Raw genomic sequence first — 21,167 nt, 5'->3', positions numbered from 1 at the left:
GCTTCGATACAGAATATATTCTGTATTTCGATGCCATCACAAGTTACTTTAGCGCCGGAAACCATCGATTCCGGCGGCAGCTGCTTTAAGCAAGGATCAACATGGAACGACCGAATACAGGCAGGTTCGCCCAGGCGCCCAAAGGCGGCCTGAGCGGCTACGTCGAGCGCACGCTCAAGCAAGCGCTGATCGAAGGCAAACTGCTTCCCGGTGAACGGCTGGTGGCCAAGGACCTCGCCGCCCAGCTGGATGTCAGTCCGACGCCGGTACGCGAAGCACTGCTCAAGCTGGTCGCGTACGGCGCCCTGGAGATCAGCCCGGCCCAGTCATTCCAGGTGCCGGTGATCACACGGGCACAGTACGCGGAGATCGCGCTGATACGCGAAGCGATCGAAAGCCTGGCGACTTCGCACGCCGCCAGGGCGATCGATACCCAACGCATCGATCAGCTGGCGTCGCTGGACGAGCGCTACAAGGCGGCGCGGCGGCGCGGTAGGAGCGCAGAGGCACTAAAGCTCAATCGGGAATTTCGCTTCTGCCTCTACGAAGCGGCGCAAATGCCGATACTGATGGCCCAGATCGAGCAGCTATGGCTCAGGGTCGGACCCTGTCTGCACCACATCTTCCCGATCGACGAAGACAATCCGTTCGAAGCCCACAACTACGACAAGCTGGTCAGTGCGCTACGCGCGCACGACAGCAAGGCAGCGGCGACGCTGATCGGCAAGGCGGTGCGCGAGGGTACCGAGATCATCCTGGAGCGACTCGGCCAGTAGATCGCACGCTTTGCACCGGGCAGGCTGGCGCCCGTCTGGGCGCCGTTCACAGGCTACGAATCAATGCATCGATCGACCGCGTACCGCTGACCAGGTCGAACGCTTTGCAACGGGCATTGTCGGCGTCGAGCACCGCGACTGCGACCTGGGCGACGTCGGCGCGGGGAATGCTGCGCTCGCCGTCGGCGCCGGGCTCGGTGCCGACCCGGCCTTTGGCGGGCTCGTCGGTGAGGCGCCCGGGGCGAATGATGGTGTAGTCGAGGCCGCTCGCCAGCAGGAGGCGGTCGGCGTAGTGCTTGGCGACGTAGTAGGGCTTGATCTCCGGGTTCCAATCCTCCCGGTGGTCGGCGCCGAAGGCGCTGATCATCACGAAGCGCTGGATGCCGCAGGCGCTCGCGGCTTCCATGCACTTGACCGCGCCGTCGAGATCGATCAGCAGGGTCTTGTCGAAGCCGGTGGCGCCGCCGGAGCCTGCGCTGAAGATCACCGCGTCACAGCCACGCATTCCCTTGCAGAGCGCGGCCACGTCGTCCTCAAGGTCCACTCGCCGGGCCTCGATGCCGCGGCGATGGTAGCGTTCGAGCTGTTCGGTGCGCCTGACCTGCGCGATGGGGGTGTGGTTGGACTGGGTGTGCAGTTGGGCGACGATCTGCTGGCCGATCTGGCCGGCGGCACCAATGACCAGGGTCTTCATGGCGAAATCCTCCTCTGCGCCAGAGTGACGCTTCAGCATAGAGCGCCCTGGCGAAAATCGATCGGCCCTCGCGCGGATCTACAGCCTCAGTATGGGTGAGCCAGCGCTTGGGCACGGGGTCTGGCCCAGGCCGGCTGGAGTGAATCCCGATCCGGCGGTGTGTGCCTGGGCTACAATCGGCCTCTTCGCCCACATCGCCCAAGGACCAGACATGCAAGACACCCCCTCGGACCCGACCCGCCGCCAGCCGCAGGCCGGCCTCGCACCGGCTCGCCTGCGCCGCCTGCGTCTCGCCGCGCTGATCGAAGGCACCACCCTGGTGGCCCTGCTGCTGGTCGCCGTTCCGCTCAAGCACCTCGCCGGGCTGCCCGGCGCCGTCTCGCTGATTGGCCCGGTACACGGCGTCGCCTTCCTCGGCTATCTCGCCCTGGTGCTCCATGCCTATGCCGGGGGCGGCTGGCGGGCCGGCGAGATCGCGCGCCTGGTCATCGCCGCCTTCATCCCTTTCGGCGCTTGGTTCTCGATCCGCCAGCTCAAGCGCAAGCAGGCCGAAACGAACGCCTAGCGCTCGACGCCACCGATGAGACCTCGGGTCCGCGCCAGCAGGATCGCGCTCAGGAGCGCTTGCGTTCGATGAAGCTTATCCGGCCGTTGGACTCCATGAAGGCCAGCTTGATCTGCTCCAGCTCCTCGAAGCCGCTGAGCCGCGCCTCAGCGCGCAGCTCCTCGGGGGTGATGTACTCATGCCTCAGCCCGCGGCGCTGGATCACGCCATCCCTGACCAGGCAGGTGCGCGAAGGGGTGAGCCAGTGGCGCAGCGGGGGAAAGAAGTAGCCGATACGATCGATCGCCACCGCCCAGAACACCAGGGTCGCGACCACGATTGCCCCTGCGCTGAAGGAGTCCGTATTGCCGGTGATCACATTGCCCGCCGAGTCGGTGATCAGCATCAGCACCAGCAGATCGCCCACCCCGATCGATGAGATGTCGCGCCGCCCGGCGATGCGCAGCAGGAGGAAAATGAACCAGTACATCAGCGTCCCACGCAGGATCATCTGCCAAGGCGAGACGTCCATGGCGAACATCTGGGTGAGATTGGCGAGCATGACGGCTCCTCTTGGCGAACGCGGCCGCAGCGGATGATGTTTTCGCAGTGTAGTCCGCCTTCCCGCACCGATCGGGCCGCCGTCCAGGCCGGCCCTGGCTGCCACCCTTTCAGCCCGCTCGAGGCGCCGCGGCGCTGAAGCTTGCGCGCGCCAGCTCGACGAACGCGGCGACCCCGGCCGGCAGCGTCCTGCCGGCAAGGGTGAGAATCTCGATGAAGCGGGCGCCGAGCTCCGTCTCATCGATCGGAATCACTCGATAGCGTTCGGCGTCGGTACGATGGCGCACGGTGAGCTCGGCGCATAGCGCAATGCCGCCACCGTCGAGGGCGAAGTGGATCAAGGCATTGAGATAGTTGCTGGTGAAGACCGGCTCGAACAGTACGCCTTGCCGCGCGCAGGCCAGGTCGAATAGCTGGCGAACCGAGGTGTGGCCATGGGGCAGCGCCAGCGGATAATCGACGATATCGGAGAGCGCGAGTCTCTCGCGGCTGGCCAATGGGTGGTCGCGGGCGACCAGCGCATGAATCGGCGCCGCGGCACGCGCCTCGACCCGTACCTCGCGTCGCGGCCGGTGATTGTTGGTGAAGCCGATATCGACCTCGCCTTCGCTGACCAGCCGAGTGACCTCCTCGACCGCACAGCTGTGCAAATCGACGTTGACCCCTGGGTGGTCGGCGAGAAACAGCCGGACCAAGTGAGGGAGAAAATCGATCGACATGCCCTCGACGCTGGCGAGCCGGATCCTGCCGATCTGACGCGCCTCGAGCGCGGCGATCTCCTCCATCAACCGCTGGGCCTCGAGACGCTCGCGGCGCACGTGCGTCGCGAGCAGCTCGCCGGCGCCGCTGGGCACCATGCCCTTGGCCCTGCGCTCGAACAGCCGGGCACCGAGATCTTGCTCGAGCCGCGAGATCTGGCGACTGATCGCCGAGGGCGCGACGTTCAGCTGCGCCGACGCCCGGTTGATCGAGCCGTGCTTGACCACCTCGAGGAAATAGCGCAGCGCGGTCTCTTGGAGCGATCGCGTGTCCATCTTGCATCCTCGTCGCAGGCATTGCCGTGCAGGCAACGGGGGAGTGTCCAAATTGATCTAACGACAATACCCGCGATCTCGCTAGGATCAAATCCTCCACCGCGCTCGCTTCATTACCTGCGGCGGAACACCGAGCTTCGACTCCAATCACAAGATAGGAAGCCCGAACATGTCATCACTGTTTTTCCCCCGTGCCTGGCGGCGCTGGCTGCCCGTCGCGGCAATCACGCTGCTGATCTCCCTGCCCGCCGAAGCCACTACCCTGCGCACGGTGATGCATTCCGCGCTGCGCACCCTCGATCCGGTGGCAAGCAGCGCGACCATCGTGCGCAACCATGGCTACATGGTGTTCGACACCCTGCTGGGGGTCGACGACCAGCTCGAGCCGCGACCGCAGATGGCCGACTGGCAGGTCTCCGACGATGGCCTCACCTACACCTTCACCCTGCGCCCGGATCTCAAATGGCATGACGGCACGCCGGTGACGGCGGCCGACTGCATCGCTTCGATCAAGCGCTGGGCGAGCTACGACGCAGGAGGCCGGGTGATGATGACCAAGGTCGCCGCGCTCACCCCGCTCGATGATCAAAGCTTCGAGCTGCGTCTCGACACCCCTTTCGGCGAAGTGCTCAACCTGCTCGCCAAGCCTTCGGCGGTGCCCGCCTTCATGATGCCGGAGCGGCTGGCCTCGACCCCGTTCGGAGAGATGATCCCCGAGCAGATCGGCTCCGGGCCGTTCCGCTTCGTCGCCGATGAATTCCAGCCCGGGGTCAAGGTGGTATACGAGAAGTTCGACGACTACGTGCCGCGCAGCGAGCCCGCCAACGGCACCGCCGGCGGCAAGCAGGTCAACGTCGACCGGGTCGAGTGGATCAACATGCCCGACGCCCAGACCGCGATCAACGCCCTGCTCTCCGGCGACGTCGACTACATCGAGCGCGCACCGATCGACCTGCTGATGCTGCTGGAGAACCAGGACGGCATCCACACCGAGGTGCTCGACCGGCTCGGGATGCAGATCGAGGCGCGCATGAACTTCCTCCATCCGCCCTTCGACGACGTACGGATCCGCCGCGCCGCGCTGCTCGCCATCGGCCAGCAGGACGTACTCGATGCGCTGATCGGCGACCCGCGCTACTACCAGGCGTGCGCGGCGGTCTTCGGCTGCGGCACACCCTATGCCTCCGAGAGCGGTGGCGAAACGCTGCTCAGCGGTGGCGATATCGAGGGCGCGCGCCAGCTGCTCGAAGAGGCCGGCTACGACGGCACACCGGTGGTGATCCTGCAGCCCACCGACGTCGCCACCCTCGCTCCCCAGCCGGTGGTGGTCGCCGACGCCCTGCGCCGGGCGGGCTTCAACGTCCAGCTCGAACCGATGGACTGGCAGACCGTGGTCAGCCGCCGCGCGAGCCAAGCAGCGCCGGCGCAGGGCGGTTGGAACCTGTTCATCACCAATTCGAACATCGACAGCATCTGGAATCCGTTGATCAACTCGCTGCTCACCGCTGGCGGCAGCGAGAGCAGCTGGTTCGGCTGGCCCACCGACCCGGAGCTCGAGCAGCTGCGTGCCGACTTCGCCAGCGCCGAGGATGAAGCGGATCGCGTCGATATCAGCGAGCGGGTCCAGCGTCACGCGCTCGACCAGGTGATCTACGTCCCGCTCGGCCAGTTCCGTAACGTCGCGGCGTGGCGCGGTGCGCTCGACAACGTGCTCAGCGGACCAGTGACCGCATTCTGGCAGCTGGACAAGCAAGAAGACTGATCCGACGAGGGAGATACCCCGATGGAACCCTGTGATCTCAGTGCCAGCCAGGCACGCCGGCTGATCGGCACCAAGCGGCTCTCGCCGGTCGAGCTGGCGCAAAGCTGCATCGCGCGAGTCGAAGCGGTCAATCCGGCGGTCAACGCGCTGGTCAGCCTCGATTTCGAGCGCCTGAAGGAAGCGGCTCGGGAGGCCGAGCGGCAGGTCCAGGCCGGAGAGCCGCTCGGCGCGCTGCACGGCCTGCCGCTGGCGGTCAAGGACATGGTCGATGTGGCGGGCCTGCCCACCACCTACGGCAGCCCCGCCTATGCCGACAACGTCGCCCGCGCCGACGACCCGATGGTCGCCCAGCTGCGCAGTGCCGGCGCCATCGTGATGAGCAAGAGCAACAATCCCGAGTGGAGCGCCGGCGGCAACACCCGCAACGCAGTGTACGGAGCGACCGGCAACCCCTTCGACCCGAGCCGCTCGGCGGCGGGCTCCTCCGGGGGCTCGGCCGCCGCGCTGGCCTGCGGGATGATCCCGCTCGCCACCGGTTCGGACACCGGCGGCAGCCTGCGCAACCCGGCAGCGTTCTGCGGCGTGGTCGGCTTTCGCCCCTCCCCTGGCGTGGTGCCGGGCCACGGCCGCGGCATGGCGCTGCTGCCGCTCTCCACCAGCGGGCCGATGGCCCGCTGCGTCGAGGACGTCGGCCTGATGCTCTCGCAGATGATCCGCCCCGATCGCCGCGACCCCTGGGTCTCGGTGGTCGAAGGGCGTGGCCATTACCAGGCCGAGGCGTTCACCCGCCTGCCGAACGTCGATCTCTGCTCGGCCCGGATCGCGGTGACCCACGACTTCGGCTTCGCCCTGACCGAGCGCCGGATGCGTGCGACCTTCGACGCCAAGCTCGCCCGCTTCTCCTCGGTGTTCGCCCGGGTCGAATGGACCCACCCCGACTGCGCCGGCGCCGATGACACCTTCGCGGTGCTGCGCGCGCTGCTGTTCTCCGGCCCGCACCGCCGGCTGCTCGAAGCGCGCCCGGAGCTGGTCGGCCCCAACATCCGCGCCAACATCGAGGAGGCCGCGCGCTACGACGCCTTCGACGTGGTCCGTGCGCTCGAGCAGCAGACCACGCTGTACCGTGGCTGGCAGCGCTTCTTCGATGATCACGACTTCATCCTCGCCCCCGCGGTGACCATCGCGCCACGCGACTGGCACGAGCTCTATCCCACCGAGATCGACGGCCAACCGACCGAGAGCTATTACCACTGGCTGGGGATGGCCTACGCCTCGACCCTGGCCGGCCATCCCTCGATCAGCCTGCCGCTCGGGCTCGATGAGCAGGGATTGCCGTTCGGGCTCCAGATCATCGGCCGCCGCGGCGAAGACCTCGCCACCCTCGGCTTCGCGCAGGCGCTCGAGCGGCTGTGCGCCGGGGACCCCGAACTCGCCGCACCGCGCCCCGACATCGCCGCGCTCACCCGCGCACCGCGACTGAGCGAGAGCGCGGATTTCTACGGTTTTGGCTGAGAAGTTCCGTTTGCGCAGCGCTCACGGTCGATGCGAAGGTGGAGCCAACGATGATCGCCGCCGAGCGGGCGCAAGGAGATAGCGAAGTGGCCAAGCCTGAAGTGATCGTACTCGGTGCCGGGATGATCGGTGTCTGCACCGCGCTGCAGCTGCGCCTGCGCGGTGCCGAGGTGATCCTGGTCGACCGTCGGGCACCGGGGCTCGAGACCTCGTACGGCAACGCCGGGATCATTCAGCGCGAAGCGGTCGAGCCCTATGCCTTCCCGCGCAGTTTGGCTGCGATCCTCAAGGTCGTGCGCAAGGGCGGCGTCGACGTCAACTACCACTTGAACGCACTGCCGAGGCTCGCGCCCCAGCTGGCGCGCTACTGGTGGAGCTCAGCGCCGCGGCGCTATCCGCGCGCGGTCGAGGCCTATGCGCGCCTGATCGCGCACTCGGTCGACGAACACGCGCCGCTGATCGAGCGCTCGGGCGCCTCCGCGCTGATCCAGCAGCGCGGCTGGCGCCAGGCGTTTCGCAACCCGGCGCTACTCGAGCGCGAGCTCGAGGACGCCCAGCGGCTGGAGCGGGATTTCGGCGTCACCTACCAGGCGCTGGATGCCGATGCGCTGGCGAGCGCCGAACCCGCGCTGCGCGAGCGCCTCGCCGGCGCGGTGCATTGGACCCAGCCGTGGACGGTGCGCGACCCAGGCGCCTTGGTGGAGCACTATGCCGAACTCTACCGGCGTCTCGGCGGCGGCCTGGCCGAGGGCGATGCCGCCACGCTGCGTAGCGAGAACGGCGGCTGGCGGGTCGATACCGTCGATGGGCCGATAGCGGCCGCCCAAGCGGTGGTCGCGCTCGGTCCCTGGTCGGCGCAGCTGACCAGCCAGCTCGGCTATCGTCTGCCGCTGTTCGTCAAGCGTGGCTATCACCGCCACTATTCGAGCGACGGCCCGACGCTCGAGATGCCGCTGCTCGACACCGACAACGGGGTGATGCTCGCGCCGATGGCGCGCGGACTGAGGCTGACCACCGGCGCCGAATTCGCCCAGCTCGGCGCGCCCTCCTCGCCGGTGCAGTTGGTCAAGGCCGAACGTATCGCTCGTCGGCTGCTGCCGCTCACCACCGCGCTCGAACAGACGCCCTGGCTCGGCAACCGCCCCTGCACCCCCGACATGCTGCCGGTGATCGGCCCCGCTCCGCGCCATCGCGGGCTGTGGTTCCACTTCGGCCATGCGCATCAAGGCTTCACCCTGGGACCGGCGAGCGGAAGACTGCTCGCCGAGCTGATCCTCGGCGAGCAGCCTTATCTCGATCCCACCCCCTACAAGGTCGAGCGGCTGCTCTAGCGCCGCTCGTTTTCAATCCTGCGCCTGTCTAATCCTGTACCTTTCCAACCCTGCGCTTTCGATCAAATGATCACCAAATGATCTAATACCTTAAGCGTATCCCTGTGCCCGGAAGCCAGCGATATTGCAGGTGAGCCCCTTCCGCTGACCAAAGTCTACGTTGTGATCGACGCGGCCATGGCGTTTATGTCTGATCGAACGCCCATTCATATGATCGATGCACAAGCATATGAAAAAGGCAGGTGGTGCCGCACCAAGCGCCCCATCTCTCGTCGCCGCGGAGGTTGCCATGAAGAGTCGAATCATCCCGCTGTTGCTCGCCGGCGCACTGTTCGCCACGCCCGCGTTCGCCCAGGAGGGCCCTGGCCAGCAGAAAGCCGACGGCTACCGCTTCGTGCTGGTGCCCAAGGTGGTCCATCCCTGGTTCGACAAGGTCAACCAGGGCGCCCAGCAGGCGGCCGCGGCGATCGAGGCGCAGAGCGGCTCCAAGGTGGAGATCCAGTACTCGGCGCCCCAGAGCGCCAGCGTCGCCGAACAGAACGAGATCATCGAGCGGGCGATCTCGACGCGCCCCGACGGCCTCATCGTCGACCTGCTCGACCCGAGCGGCAACCGCTCGGTGCTCGAGGAGGCAGCGGAACAGGGCATCCCGGTCACCCTGTTCGACTCGATCAATCCGGAGGGGATGAGCCTCACCACCGTCGGCAGCGACTTCTGCGAGCAGGCCAACATGGCCGCCAATCGGCTGATCGAGCTGCTCGGCGGCGAGGGCAAGGTAGCGATCATGATGGGTGTGCCGACCGCGCCGAACCACGCCGAGCGCGCGCGCTGCGCACAGGCCACGTTCGACGCCCACGACGGCATCGAGGTAGTCGCCACCGGGGTCGACAACGACGACATCAACACCGCGCAGCAGCAGGCCTCGGCGATCATGCAGGCGAATCCCGACCTCGACGGCTGGGTCGCCGCCGATGCCGCCGGGCCGGTAGGCATCGGCCAGGCGATCAAGGAGGCCGGCAAGGTTGGCGAGGTCCAGCTGGTCGGCCTCGACGACCTCAACCAGATGCTGGTGCTGATCCAGGAGGGCGTCGCCGACTCCTCATCGGCCTCGCGCCCGACGATGCAGGGCTACTGGTCGGTGATCAACATGTGGCAGCAGGCCACCGGCGCGCTGACACCGAACCACATCGACACCGGCAACGTGATGATCACCCCAGACAACGTCGAATCCTTCATGCAGTGAGCGCCACCGCGCGGACCAGGCCGCTGGTCCGCGCCCGGGGAGGAGTCGAGCGATGGCCTATCTGAGTGTCGAAGGAGTGGGCAAGGAGTTTCCCGGGGTCAAGGCGCTCGATGGGGTGAGCCTCGAGCTCTCGCTCGGCGAGGTGCACACCCTGGCGGGGGAGAACGGCGCGGGCAAGTCGACGCTGGTGAAGATCCTCACCGGCACCGAGCGGCCGACCCAGGGCCGGGTGCTGATCGACGGCCGCGATCCGCAGCAGGACCGCGCGCTGTTCAAGACCATCGCCTACGTGCCGCAGGAGATCAATCTGTTCACCAACCTGAGCGTGGCGGAGAACCTGTTCATGCCGTTCTCCCGCTCCCATGCCGGCCGCTGGCTGTTCGACCGGCGCGGACTCGAAGCGCGCACGCGGCCCTGGCTCGAGCGCTTCAAGATCGCCGCGCAGCCGAGCGACAAGGTACGCGACATCTCGATCTCGGATCAGCAGCTGCTGCAGATCGCCCGCGCCTGCACCCAGGAGACGATGAAGGTGCTGATCCTCGACGAGCCGACCTCCTCGCTGACCGACACCGAGGTGGCGAGGGTGTTCGAGGTGGTGCGCGACGTGATCGCGGCGAACTGCGCGGTGGTATTCATCTCGCACAAGTTCGACGAGATGTTCGAGATCAGCGATGTGATCAGCGTGCTGCGCAATGGACGCAAGATCGCCACCCGAGCGGTCGGCGAGCTCGATCATCGCGAACTGGTGACGCTGATGTCGGGCCAGGAGGTCGACATCACCGCGCGGATGCAGCCCGAGGGTCCGCTCGGCGACGTCCTGCTGAAAGTGGAAGGGCTCTGCGGCCAGGGTTTCGAAGAGGTCTCGTTCGAGCTGCGCCGCGGTGAGATTCTCGGCTTCGCCGGCCTGGTCGGCGCCAGGCGCTCGGAAGTGATGCAGACACTGTTCGGCTTCCTCCCCGCCCGCGCCGGACGCGCCACGCTCGCCGGGGAGCCGTGGCGGCTGGGCGACCCGCACTACTCGGTGGCCCATGGGCTTTTCTATCTCTCCGAGGAGCGCAAGTACCACGGCATCTTTCCCGGCCAAAGCGTGCGCCGCAACATCGGCATGGCGCTGCTGCGCGATACCAGCCGCTGGGGCGTGATCGACGCCGGGCGCGAGCGCCGCGAGGTGGCCAGGATCATCGCCGACTACGAGATCAAGACCCCGACGATGGCGAGGAACATCGCCTTGCTCTCCGGCGGCAACCAGCAGAAGGCGATCATCGGCCGGGCGATGGCCTGCGCGCCTCGGGTGCTGATCTTCGACGAGCCCACCAAAGGCATCGACCTGCGCACCAAGATGGAGATCTACCGGCTGATGAAGGCACTCGCCGAGCGCGGGGTGGGCGTGGTGCTGGTGTCGTCGGAAATGGAGGAGCTCAAGCGCTGCGCCAGCCGCATCGTGACCATGTACGAAGGCCGGGTCAGCGGCGAGTTCGACATCACCGACGCCAGCAGCAGCGCGCTGGTCGCCGCCATCCACGGACAACGGAGGGACGATCATGCTGCGTAGGATGATGGGGTTCATGGTGCTCAATCCGCTGAGCGGCGTGATCGCCGTGCTGGCGATCATCGTCCTGGTCGCAAGCCTGCTCTCGCCCAACTTCCTCACCAGCTACAACATGATGATCATCGCGCGCTCGCTGGCGTTCATCGGCCTGATCACCATCGCCCAGTCGATGCTGATGATCCTCGGAGAGCTCGACCTGTCGCTCGGCGCCATCGGCGGCTTCTGCGGGGTGATCGGCGGCATCCTGATGGTCCAGGTCGGCCTGCCGCCCTGGCTCGCCTTCGCCCTCTGCCTGCTGATCGGTGCGCTGTTCGGGCTGGTCAATGGACTGCTGGTCACCCTGCTGCGACTGCCCTCGCTGGTGCTGACGATCGGCATGGCCGGGGTCTATGGCGGCCTCAACCTGGTACTGACCCGGGGCGTGGCGATCACCGGCATCCCCTCTTCGATCGGTTTTCTCGGCACCGGACGCTGGCTGGGCCTGCCAATACCGTTCTGGATCATGCTGGTGTTCCTCGCCATCGCCTCGTTCATCACCTTGAAGACCCCGTTCGGCCGCTACATGTACGCGGTCGGCAGCAACGCCCCCGCCGCGCGGATGCTCGGCATCCATGTCGACCGGGTGCGGGTCGGTGTGTTCGCCTTCGCAGGCTTTCTCGCCGCGCTGGCCGGGATGCTGATGGTCGCCCGGCTCGGCTCCGCCCAGCCGTCGATCGGCGACTCCTGGGTGCTCGGCCCGATCGCAGCGGCGGTGATCGGCGGCGTGCCCACTACTGGCGGCATCGGCACCCCGCTGGGGGCGATCTTCGGCGCGGCGATCATCGGCGTGATCGAGAACATCATCGTGCTGTTCGGCATCTCGCCGTATTGGCAATCGATGGTCAGCGGGGCGATCGTGGTGCTGGCGATCTCGCTCGACGCGATCTCGCGGCGCTATTTCAAGCGTGAATGAGAGTCCCGACCGAGCGAGCCGGTGCAACGCACGGCGCATCGCGCTCGCTCCGAGCTCAAGACCCGCCCTGCGACTTTGCTACACTCAAGGCCGACGGCCGGGCGCCCAGGCTCGGCGTGGCCCCATCGGGAGATTCGAGAGTGAGCGAACGCAACATCAAGTCGTGGCTAACCGACATGGACGGCGTGCTGGTCCATGAGAACAAGGCGATTCCCGGCGCTGCCGAGCTGATCCAGCAATGGCAGGAGCGTGGCACCCCCTTCCTGGTGCTGACCAACAACTCGATCTACACCCCGCGCGATTTGAGCGCCCGGCTGCGCTACAGCGGCCTCGACGTCCCCGAGGACCGGATCTGGACCTCGGCACTGGCCACCGCCGCCTTTCTCAAGGACCAAACCCCCGGCGGCTCCGCGTTCGTGATCGGCGAGGCGGGGCTCACCACCGCGATCCACGAAGCCGGCTTCATCATGACCGATGCCAACCCGGACTACGTGGTGCTTGGCGAGACCCGCTCCTACTCGTTCGAGGCGATCACCAAGGCGATCCGCCTGATCAACAAAGGCGCCCGCTTCATCGCCACCAACCCCGATGCCACCGGCCCCAGCGCCGAAGGGCCACTGCCTGCCACCGGCGCGGTCGCCGCACTGATCACTCACGCCACCCACCGCACCCCGTACATCGTCGGCAAACCCAACCCAATGATGTTCCGCTCCGCGCTGAACAAGCTCGGTATCCACTCCGACGGCACCGGGATGATCGGCGACCGCATGGACACCGACGTGGTCGCCGGCATCGAGGCCGGATTGCATACCGTGCTGGTGCTCAGTGGGATCGCCGACCGGGCCGAGATCGAGCGCTACCCCTTCCGGCCCAAGGAGGTGCTCGACTCAGTGGCCGACCTGCTCGACAAGGACGGCAAAGCCACCAAAGCGGAGAAGGCGCAAGCGAAGAACGGCTGAGCGGATGAACTCAGGTGTTGGGCTGGGTCCAGGCGAGGCGGGAGGCACGAAAGACGCCGCGATCACCACATCGTCTTGCGCGCTCGCTCGGCCCAGCTGCGGTCGTACTCTTCCCCGCCGATCTCGCCCTGGCTGAGTTCGGCGAGGATCTCGCCTGGAGTCGGCAGGGTGCTCGGGTCGGCGTGGCTTTCCGACTGCCATAGCCCGGCGCGAATCAAGGCGCGGGCGCACTGGAAATAGACCTCCTCGACCTCGATCACCATCACCGAGCGCGGCGCCTTCTCCTCCACCGCGAAGGAAGCGAGCAGCGCCGGATCGGTATCGAGCTGCGCGCGGCCGTTGACCCGGATCGCGTTGCCGATCCCCGGGATCAGGAACATAAGCCCAACCCTCGGATCGCGCACCACGTTGCGCAGGCTGTCGATCCGATTGTTGCCGCGCCGGTCCGGCAGCAGCAGCCTGTCGGGCGAAGCGACCCGCACGAACCCCGGCTTGTCGCCACGAGGCGAGCAGTCGAGCCCCTCGGGGCCCGCGGTCGCCAGGGCGACAAAGGGCGAGCGCTCGATGAAGCGCTGGTACTGCGGCGTGATACGGCTCGACACCTTGGCGGTGGAGGCCGCCGCCACCTCGCCGAGCACGCCATAGATCGCCTCCAACTCGGCGATATCGCGGATGATCGACATGCTCTCCTCCCGATGACTCCGTCGCTGGGAAATCAGCGCGCTGGCCAGCGCTAGGATGGTGGGTATCGAGGGTTCGGCCAGTTCGCGAAGGTCGATGTTCACTCTAGCAGAACGATGGAGGAAGGCGCGGCCGGCATGGGCCGCGCCAGACCCATTGATCAGAAGCGGATTTCGCCCTTGAGCCGCAGGGTGCGGTCCTCTCCCCAGGACACCCGGTTCGGGTTGCCACCGGAGGAGACGAAGTATTCACGATTGGTAAGGTTGGTGACGTTCAGCTGCAGCGAGGTCTCGTTGCCCAGCAGCCGCGGCGTTTTCCACGACACGAAGGCATCGACCGAGGTATAGGCGGGCAGCGTGAACGAGTTGTCCAGGTTGCCGTAGCGCTTGCCGACGTAGCGGGCTCCCGCGCCGATGCGCATGCGACCGTCCAGCACCTCGGCGGGCAGGTCGTAGGCGAGATAGGCGCCGGCTGCGTTTTTCGGCACGTTGAACAGCTGGTTGCCCTCGGTCTGCGGGGTATCCTTCTCGACCTTGGCATCGGTGTAGGCGTAGTTGGCGATCAGGCTCCAGTCCTCACTGAGCTCACCGCTCAGGCTCCACTCGATACCGCGCGAACTCACCTCGCCCGCGAGCCGCTGGAGGGTGTTGCCGGCATCGTCCTCGCCGGCGACCTGCTGGACGTTCTCCTTGCGGATATCGAACAGCGCCAGCTGGGTGGTCCAGCCGCCGCTGTCGTACTTCGCGCCGATCTCGTACTGGCGTCCGGTCTCCGGCTCGTAGCTGCCCTCGACCGTACTGCCCGGGGTGAACTCGTTGGGCCGGTAGGATTGACTGTAGTTGGCGTACAGCGACAGATCGCTGCGCGCTTGGTAGACCAGCCCGATGAATGGCAGCAGCTTGGCATCGCTTTCGTCGGTGCTGACCACGAACGGCTGGTGGCCGCCGATCTTGACGTCGTAGTGCTGATAGCGAAGCCCGGGGGCAAGGATCCATCGATCATTCAGGTGGATGTTGTCCTTGAAGTAGAACGCATTGCCACTTATCCGCTGGTAGTTATCGCTATTGTTCGGATTGACCGGGCCTTCGGGATCGAGCCGTCCATATTCGGGATGGTCGGGGAAGAACCCGCCCACCACCGGGCCATCGATGAAATCCCCCGAGACGTCCCGGCGCAGGTCGTAATCGACCCCGACCAGCAGTTCGTGCTCCATGTCGAGCCACTGCCGCGAGGCGATCCAGTCCAACGCGACGTAGACGTTTTCCCGGTCAGCGCCGGTATTGCGCCGGAAACGGCGGCTCAGCTCACCGGTCTCGGTATTGTAGCCGCGCGGATCGGCCTGGTAGTCGTTGTAGTGGTCCTGGTTCCAGCCGAGCGTCAGCTTCACTCGCGTATCCTGGTCGAACCGGTACTCGGTAGTCGAGGAGACCACCTGGCGTATGCCTTTCGATGCCGTCCAGGGTTCGTCCAGGCGCTTGTCGCGACTGCCGACGTAGTGGCCATCCTGGATCACCGCGCCGCGATCGAGGGTGTTGTCGTAGTCGAGATACTGATAAGCGAGCAGGAAGGAGAGATCCTCCCCTTCGTAGGAGAGCGACGGGGCGAACAGCTGCTGCTTGTTCTCACCGAAATTGCGCCAGTAGTCCTCGTTCTTGCCCTGCCCAATTACCCGTACCGCCCAGCCGGTATCCTTCAGCGGACCGGTGACGTCGAAATAGGCGTCTCCCCCGCCGTGGCTGCTCAAGTTCCCGCCGAGGATACGCTGCCACTGGTACAGCGGCTTCTTGGTGATCACATTGATCACCCCACCGGGCTCCTGCATACCGTAGAACAGCGACGCCGGCCCCTTGAGGAACTCGACCCGCTCGGTGGTGACCGCTTGGAAGCTGCGCCCGACCGGCATTCGTACTCCGTCGAGCAAGGTACCGCCGTCATCGGTGTTGCCGAACCCACGCTTGAGCAGGCCATCCTGGGTGCCACCGAAGTTGTTGCCCACCGCAATCCCGGGGACGAACTTGATCATGTCCTCCATGGTCTGCGGCGCCTGATCCTCGATCACCTGGGCGGAGACGGTATCGACGGTCCGAGACTGCTGCAGGTAGGGGACCTCCATCTTGTCGCCGGTCGAGCTGTAGCCCGCGCGGTAGCTCGTGGCTCCAGTGCCACCGTAGCTCCCGCTGACGCGGAGGGTCGGCAGCTGGGCGACATCGGAGGTCTCCTGGGCTACGGCCGCGGATACTCCCAGCAGTCCGCCGAACAGACCTGCCGAGCAGATGGCCAGACGTTTTGAAATCGGTTCCATCGGTTGAAAAAAATCCCCTGAATTGAATTTCCAGCTTTCGATCACTGTCGTTGGATCCGGTCATCGGCGCGCAGTGGATCGCTCTCCATCGAGCGTCCAGGCGAGCGGGAAACCAGCGGGGCATCTCCAGAGCGGCGCAGCCAATCGATCGCTGAATTGGATTTGTTTAGATCATTCAACGTCCCGCAAACCCGAGCACCGCGCGCTTAAGCCGAGACGAAGTAGCAGCCTTCTATCGCTAATGATATTCATTGTCAACTGAATTCGATCTTAACGCCAGCACCGTTCAGTCGAATGACCATGCGCCGCTTTCGAAGACGGCGATGGACAAATCCAGCTTGCGGATCGATCTTCTTCACTGCCCCAAACTTAATTCAAACTTATCAGATGCATTCAACCTTCGGATGATTCATGCCAACAACGACATTACAATGTGGCGTTTCAGCGCAGTGCTGAAAATGCGTTTCAATCTCAAATACAGCCCAACGCTCACACTCCGTTCCCGCCCAAAATCGGAAACCATCCGTTGATCGTGGACTGAATCAGTCACACCTGGTGTCGAGCCCCGTATGAAAAAATGCCGCAGTCTCGTACTTTGCAGTATGGGTATCCTTCTCTCCACGCCCAGCTGGAGCGCCGATGAGCCTCCGGTGGATGTCGTCCTCATCGGCGGCGGCATCATGAGCGCCACCCTGGGCACCTACTTGAAGGAGCTGGAACCCGATTGGAACATCCATCTCTATGAGCGCCTCGACCAGGTCGCCGACGAGAGTTCCAACGCGTGGAACAATGCAGGGACGGGGCATTCTGCCTTCGCCGAGCTCAACTACACCCCCGAGCAGGCCGATGGCAGCGTCGACATTTCAAGAGCCGTCGCGGTCACCGAGCAGTTCGAGATCTCCCGCCAGTTCTGGGCGCATCAATTGACCCAGGGTGTGCTGAACAACCCGAGATCCTTCATCAACACTACGCCGCACATGAGCTTCGTCTGGGGCGACGACAACGTCGAGTTCCTGCGCAAACGCCATGAAGCGATGGTCCAGAACCCGCTCTACGCGGGAATGGAATACTCCGAGGACTACGATCAGATCGCCGAATGGGCACCGCTTCTGATCGAGGGCCGCGCCCCCGGCGATCGCATCGCGGCCACCCGCATGCCGATCGGTACCGATGTCAATTTCGGCGAAATCACCCGGCAAACCCTCACTGCGCTTACCCAGCGCAAAGGTTTCTCGCTCTCCACCGGCAGCGAAGTGCGCGACCTGACCCGCAACGACGACGGCACCTGGAAAGTCACGATCGCCGACCTCAACGACGGCGGCCGTGAGACCAGCGTCGATGCACGCTTCGTCTTCATCGGCGCGGGCGGTGCCGCATTGAAGCTGCTGCAGCGCTCGGGTATTCCCGAAAGCAAGGACTACGCTGGCTTCCCGGTCGGTGGTCAGTTCCTCTATACCACCAACCCCGAAGTCGTCGCCCGGCATGATGCCAAGGCCTATGGCAAAGCCTCGGTAGGTTCGCCGCCGATGTCGGTGCCCCACCTCGACCGTCGCGTGCTCGATGGCGAGCCTGCGCTGATGTTCGGGCCTTTCGCGACCTTCTCCAGCAAGTTCCTCAAGCAGGGCTCGTGGACCGACCTGTTCAGCTCGATGACCTTCAGCAATACCTGGCCGATGGTCCAGGCTGGCTGGCACAACCTCAGCCTGTCGCGTTATCTGATCGGTCAGCTGATGATGTCGCAGGACGATCGCATCGCCTCCCTCCGCGACTACTATCCTGAGGTCAATCCGGACGACTGGAAGCTTTGGACCGCAGGGCAGCGCGTACAGATCATCAGGAACGACGAAGAGAAAGGCGGAGTGCTCGAGTTCGGCACCGATACCGTGATCGCCTCCGACGGCTCGCTGGCAGCGCTGATGGGCGCATCCCCAGGTGCCTCCACCTCCCCTTCGATCATGCTTCGCCTGATCGAACGCGCCTTCCCCGAGGAAGTCGCCAGCGCCGAGTGGCAGCAGAAGCTGCACGAAATCATCCCGTCCTACGGCCAGAAGCTCTCCGAGAACCCCGAGCTGCTGCGCCAGGTACGGCTCCAGACCCACGAGTTGCTGGAGCTGAGCGAGCCGATGCCGAGCGAAGAGGTCGAATCGACGCCCGCTCCGGAAGACGACCTACCGCCGGTCGAGCAGTCCGACGATCAGGAAGCACAGCAGCCTGAGCCCGAAGCCCAGGAAGTCTGAGCCAGGGCGGCAAGTAGAGCAGACGAAAGGGGAGCCGCGAGGCTCCCTTTTTGGTTTTCCACGATGGTGCCAGGACATCATCGGCCAATACCTCGCTGGGACGCATCAGCCCGTGTTCGTTGGCAGACAAGTGCTGGCGGTTCGATCAGCCGTGCAGCGTAGGAGGCTCCACCGATCCGGCACGCCCCGCGGCGAAGCGCTCGAACGAGAAGGCATCGAGCGCATGCCGGGGGGGACGCCCGAGCGCGAGGTCGGCGAGCAGCATCCCGGTCACCGGACCGAGGCAGAAGCCGTGCCCCGAGAAGCCCATCCCGACTACCAGCCCGTCGATCCCCGGCGCGGTAGCGATCACCGGCAGCGCATCCGGCGTCAGGTCGATCAATCCAGCCCATAGCGCCTCGACCGGAGCCGCGGAAGCGCCGGGAAGCAGCTGCTCCAGTTTGGCGACGACCTCCGCCACGCTCTCCATCCGCGGCGGCACCACAGGCCGAGGACCATCCATGCCGGTGTCGATCGACATCCCTCCGTGCCAGGGGTGAACGCCGCTGGTGATCCGCAGACGACCATCGAGCTGCTGACGGCCGGCCCAGTCGCCGCCAGCGACGCCGATCACCGGCTCGATCAACGGTGCGACCGGGACGCTGCGGATCACCGTCACCATCTGGACATCCAGCGGCACTTCAAGGCCAAGCGGATTCAGCAGCTCGTTGCCGAGCACTCCCGCGGTCAGCACGACGCAGGCCGCACCGATACGGCCATGCTCGGTGACGACGCCGGTGACACGACCACCCTCCGTGCAGATCGAGCTCACCCGCTGACCGAGCAGGAAGGACACCCCCCTCCTGCCCGCCGCGGCAACGTATGCGTTCACCGTGGCGTGAGGGTCGGCGTGTCCATCGCTAGGGCACCAGGAGGCGCCGAGAATCTCGGTCGAAACTCTGGGTGCCACGGCGCGGATCGCTTGATTGTCAGGCAGGAAGGTAAGCGCCAGTCCCAAGCGGGCCTGCTCGGCGACCATGCGCCGAACCTGGTCGTACTCATCCTCGTTGCGGGCCAGGCGCAAGTTGCCCTTGCGCGTGTAGTGCAGCGGCGCCTCGAGCTCCTCGTGAAGCGTCTCCCATATCGCCACCGCCGCTCGCGCCAGCGGCAGCTCCGCCGGATCGCGGCCCGATTGGCGGACACCCGCCAACGTCCAGCCCGAGGCCATCGCCGCGGGAGCGAAGCGATCGATCACGGCTACGGAGTGCCCCTCCTTGGCCAACGAGTAAGCGGTGGCGCTACCGCTGATCCCGGCGCCAATCACGATGACATCGAAGTGCTGGTTCATTGTTGGTCTTGTACTCAGCCATGAAGAGAAAGGGAGCGCTGCGTATTGCCTGTCCAACCGACGAAACGCGCCAGCGAAAAGGCAGAAGGGTCGCGCTCCGGACGCTGCCGGCAGACTGACCTTGCCTCAGTATGCGTAAACGCCGGTCGCCCCGACCTCGAAGGCCTCGGGGCTGGCCAACGAGGGTGCCGCACAGCACCGCGACTTGACAGGCGAGCAGCGCCAGAGGGCAGACGATTGGGCGTTTGGGTGCTCAGCTCAGCCAACCGAGCATTGCTGCGCGCAGTACCGCCGCCGTCTTGTTGCTAACGCCGAGCTTCTCAGTGGCGTTACCGACATGGAAGTTCACCGTCCGCTCGGTGAGCTGCAATATCGCACCGATTTCCGCTGCTGTCTTACCATCGGCAGTCCAGCGCAGCACCTCGATCTCGCGCGCTGAAAGCGCCTTCTTCGGCACCGCTTGGGCCATCAGCCGCTGCGAGATGCCTAGATGGGCATGCTCGCTCAGCCAAACCAGATGGGGCTCGATTTCATCCAGCTCTTTTACAGAGATCGACTCGACGTCACGACAGACTGAAAATACCCCGATGACGCCCAGCTCACCACGGCTAGCTCGCGACCAGCCATGGACCAAGCCATGCCCTCGCGCCTCCTCCCACAGCCTGCGGTTGTGCGCGGACAGCGCCTCCCATACCACTGGCATCGGGCTCTTCATGCCATGCAGTACCGTGGGATCGGTGCTCACATAGCCCTGTTCCCGATAGCGGGTCCGCCACGGTGCCGGATAGGTATCGAGTATCCGCACTTTGGGCTGTGTGATTGGGAAAGCAAAACACAAACCGTAGGAACAGTGCTCGAAGCCCAGCGCCTTCACCCGCGCCACGGTCTGAGCGAAAACCTGCTCCGCGGAGTGCGCCTGGGACAGCGAGTGAATCAGTTCCTCACGCCAGCTTCCTGTTGTCATTGTGATCATCCTCGACCTGCACCCGGCTGCCGCACTCCTATACGTGACGAAAACGATCGCTCCCCTGCGTCGCTTGCCAATCTAACCCTCTTCGCCTCCTCGAAACTACTCAGGAGCGGCATACACCTAAGGTGTGCCGTCGGACGGCACTCTCGAAGCCCTAGCGATTTTTCGCAGACGCATCCTATCCACGGCAATGACCGTGATCTGCACGCCTCACGCGTACGTCCCCCACTGCCGGCCGCTCTCACTTGCACACTGTCAGACTTGCACACTGTCAGAGTTGACAGTAGCGCATCCTCAACGGACGTGATCGGATATCCGAAGCATTGATCGATGAATCCACTGAGAACATGGGCAATACCGTCAAGCGCATCATGGTTTACCGGTAAAAAGCGGCGCTGAAATGGCTATCGTAACGAACCGACAGTATACTGCTGGGCGATAATATGATGTGGATGTAGAAAATCTCGACATCCCGCGCATAAAAGGATATCTGGTACATTTCCCACGTGACCAAGAAAATAATACGTTATTAGAATCTAACTGCAGAGAGTGAAGGAAAATGAAAGGAAAGAAATGGTATTATCAGTCTTATTTGATTCCAATCCTTTTTTCTCTTTTTTACACAGGGCTAAGTCTAATTCAAAAATTTTCTGCCATCGACTATGGAGACGAAAAAATACTATTCATGTCATTATTTTATTCAATCGCCATGTTTATTTTTTTCTCATTATGG

At 64.8% G+C, this 21,167-nt stretch carries 18 protein-coding genes; 11 read left to right on the top strand and 7 right to left on the bottom strand.

Annotation, left to right across the window (positions count from 1 at the left end):
- The first annotated feature begins 101 nt into the window (after positions 1 to 101).
- A complete protein-coding gene (locus tag Q376_RS0115110; protein ID WP_027351012.1) occupies positions 102 to 776 on the top strand; it encodes an FCD domain-containing protein in 675 nt (224 codons plus the stop codon).
- A 46-nt stretch (positions 777 to 822) separates the two neighbouring features.
- On the opposite strand, the gene Q376_RS0115105 is transcribed toward Q376_RS0115110, so the two are convergent.
- On the bottom strand, positions 823 to 1,470 hold the full coding sequence (locus Q376_RS0115105; protein WP_027351011.1) for an SDR family oxidoreductase: 648 nt from the start codon (positions 1,468 to 1,470) through the stop codon (positions 823 to 825).
- A gap of 211 nt (positions 1,471 to 1,681) precedes the next feature.
- Between Q376_RS0115105 and Q376_RS22920 the strand changes: the two genes are divergently transcribed.
- Positions 1,682 to 2,035, top strand: a complete 354-nt coding sequence (locus Q376_RS22920) for a DUF3817 domain-containing protein (protein ID WP_081803586.1) — start codon at positions 1,682 to 1,684, stop codon at positions 2,033 to 2,035.
- Positions 2,036 to 2,084: 49 nt separating this feature from the next.
- Here the strand turns inward: Q376_RS22920 and Q376_RS0115095 are convergent, their stop codons facing one another.
- Both Q376_RS0115095 and Q376_RS0115090 read right to left on the bottom strand, forming a co-directional pair.
- Positions 2,085 to 2,576 carry a DUF421 domain-containing protein gene (locus Q376_RS0115095; RefSeq protein WP_027351010.1) on the bottom strand — a complete coding sequence of 164 codons (492 nt, stop codon included), beginning with the start codon at positions 2,574 to 2,576 and terminating at the stop codon, positions 2,085 to 2,087.
- A gap of 109 nt (positions 2,577 to 2,685) precedes the next feature.
- A complete protein-coding gene (locus Q376_RS0115090) occupies positions 2,686 to 3,609 on the bottom strand; it encodes a LysR family transcriptional regulator (protein WP_027351009.1) in 924 nt (307 codons plus the stop codon).
- A gap of 169 nt (positions 3,610 to 3,778) precedes the next feature.
- Here Q376_RS0115090 and Q376_RS0115085 point away from each other — a divergent pair, with 169 nt between their 5' ends.
- From Q376_RS0115085 to Q376_RS0115055, 7 genes are all read left to right on the top strand, one after another.
- A complete protein-coding gene (locus Q376_RS0115085; protein ID WP_043448113.1) occupies positions 3,779 to 5,371 on the top strand; it encodes an ABC transporter substrate-binding protein in 1,593 nt (530 codons plus the stop codon).
- A gap of 21 nt (positions 5,372 to 5,392) precedes the next feature.
- Positions 5,393 to 6,883 (top strand): amidase, encoded by a 1,491-nt coding sequence (locus Q376_RS0115080; RefSeq protein ID WP_027351007.1) that lies wholly within the window; start codon positions 5,393 to 5,395, stop codon positions 6,881 to 6,883.
- Between the two features lie 50 nt (positions 6,884 to 6,933).
- The gene (locus Q376_RS0115075) at positions 6,934 to 8,214 is read left to right on the top strand and encodes an FAD-dependent oxidoreductase (protein WP_052365354.1); all 1,281 of its coding nucleotides are present in this window, start codon (positions 6,934 to 6,936) and stop codon (positions 8,212 to 8,214) included.
- Positions 8,215 to 8,503: 289 nt separating this feature from the next.
- Positions 8,504 to 9,457 (top strand): substrate-binding domain-containing protein, encoded by a 954-nt coding sequence (locus Q376_RS0115070; RefSeq protein WP_027351005.1) that lies wholly within the window; start codon positions 8,504 to 8,506, stop codon positions 9,455 to 9,457.
- A 52-nt stretch (positions 9,458 to 9,509) separates the two neighbouring features.
- Entirely contained in the window at positions 9,510 to 11,009 is a 1,500-nt protein-coding gene (locus Q376_RS0115065; protein ID WP_027351004.1) for a sugar ABC transporter ATP-binding protein, read from the top strand.
- Positions 10,999 to 11,958: an ABC transporter permease gene (locus Q376_RS0115060; RefSeq protein WP_027351003.1), complete on the top strand. Its 960-nt coding sequence runs from the start codon at positions 10,999 to 11,001 to the stop codon at positions 11,956 to 11,958. Before Q376_RS0115065 ends, Q376_RS0115060 begins: the two co-directional genes overlap by 11 nt.
- A 140-nt stretch (positions 11,959 to 12,098) precedes the next feature.
- The gene (locus Q376_RS0115055) at positions 12,099 to 12,917 is read left to right on the top strand and encodes an HAD-IIA family hydrolase (RefSeq protein WP_027351002.1); all 819 of its coding nucleotides are present in this window, start codon (positions 12,099 to 12,101) and stop codon (positions 12,915 to 12,917) included.
- A gap of 62 nt (positions 12,918 to 12,979) precedes the next feature.
- On the opposite strand, the gene Q376_RS0115050 is transcribed toward Q376_RS0115055, so the two are convergent.
- Positions 12,980 to 13,702 carry a pyridoxamine 5'-phosphate oxidase family protein gene (locus tag Q376_RS0115050; protein WP_211266688.1) on the bottom strand — a complete coding sequence of 241 codons (723 nt, stop codon included), beginning with the start codon at positions 13,700 to 13,702 and terminating at the stop codon, positions 12,980 to 12,982.
- A 56-nt stretch (positions 13,703 to 13,758) separates the two neighbouring features.
- Positions 13,759 to 15,900 carry a TonB-dependent siderophore receptor gene (locus Q376_RS0115045; RefSeq protein WP_052365352.1) on the bottom strand — a complete coding sequence of 714 codons (2,142 nt, stop codon included), beginning with the start codon at positions 15,898 to 15,900 and terminating at the stop codon, positions 13,759 to 13,761.
- Positions 15,901 to 16,151: 251 nt separating this feature from the next.
- Between Q376_RS0115045 and Q376_RS24935 the strand changes: the two genes are divergently transcribed.
- Together Q376_RS24935 and mqo are read left to right on the top strand one after the other, a co-directional pair.
- The gene (locus tag Q376_RS24935) at positions 16,152 to 16,430 is read left to right on the top strand and encodes a hypothetical protein (RefSeq protein WP_155834373.1); all 279 of its coding nucleotides are present in this window, start codon (positions 16,152 to 16,154) and stop codon (positions 16,428 to 16,430) included.
- 39 nt (positions 16,431 to 16,469) lie between these two features.
- The gene (gene mqo, locus Q376_RS0115040) at positions 16,470 to 18,137 is read left to right on the top strand and encodes a malate dehydrogenase (quinone) (RefSeq protein ID WP_027350999.1); all 1,668 of its coding nucleotides are present in this window, start codon (positions 16,470 to 16,472) and stop codon (positions 18,135 to 18,137) included.
- Positions 18,138 to 18,282: 145 nt separating this feature from the next.
- Here the strand turns inward: mqo and Q376_RS0115035 are convergent, their stop codons facing one another.
- On the bottom strand, positions 18,283 to 19,464 hold the full coding sequence (locus tag Q376_RS0115035) for an NAD(P)/FAD-dependent oxidoreductase (RefSeq protein WP_027350998.1): 1,182 nt from the start codon (positions 19,462 to 19,464) through the stop codon (positions 18,283 to 18,285).
- A gap of 253 nt (positions 19,465 to 19,717) precedes the next feature.
- Positions 19,718 to 20,428, bottom strand: coding sequence for an autoinducer binding domain-containing protein (locus tag Q376_RS0115030; protein WP_052365350.1), 711 nt, complete (start codon positions 20,426 to 20,428; stop codon positions 19,718 to 19,720).
- Between the last annotated feature and the right edge of the window lie 739 nt (positions 20,429 to 21,167).

This window comes from Halotalea alkalilenta DSM 17697, assembly GCF_000621205.1.
In the GTDB taxonomy this organism is placed as follows: Bacteria; Pseudomonadota; Gammaproteobacteria; order Pseudomonadales; family Halomonadaceae; genus Halotalea; species Halotalea alkalilenta.
Note: the sequence above shows the minus strand (reverse complement) of the source record. Positions and strands in the feature narration are given on the sequence as shown.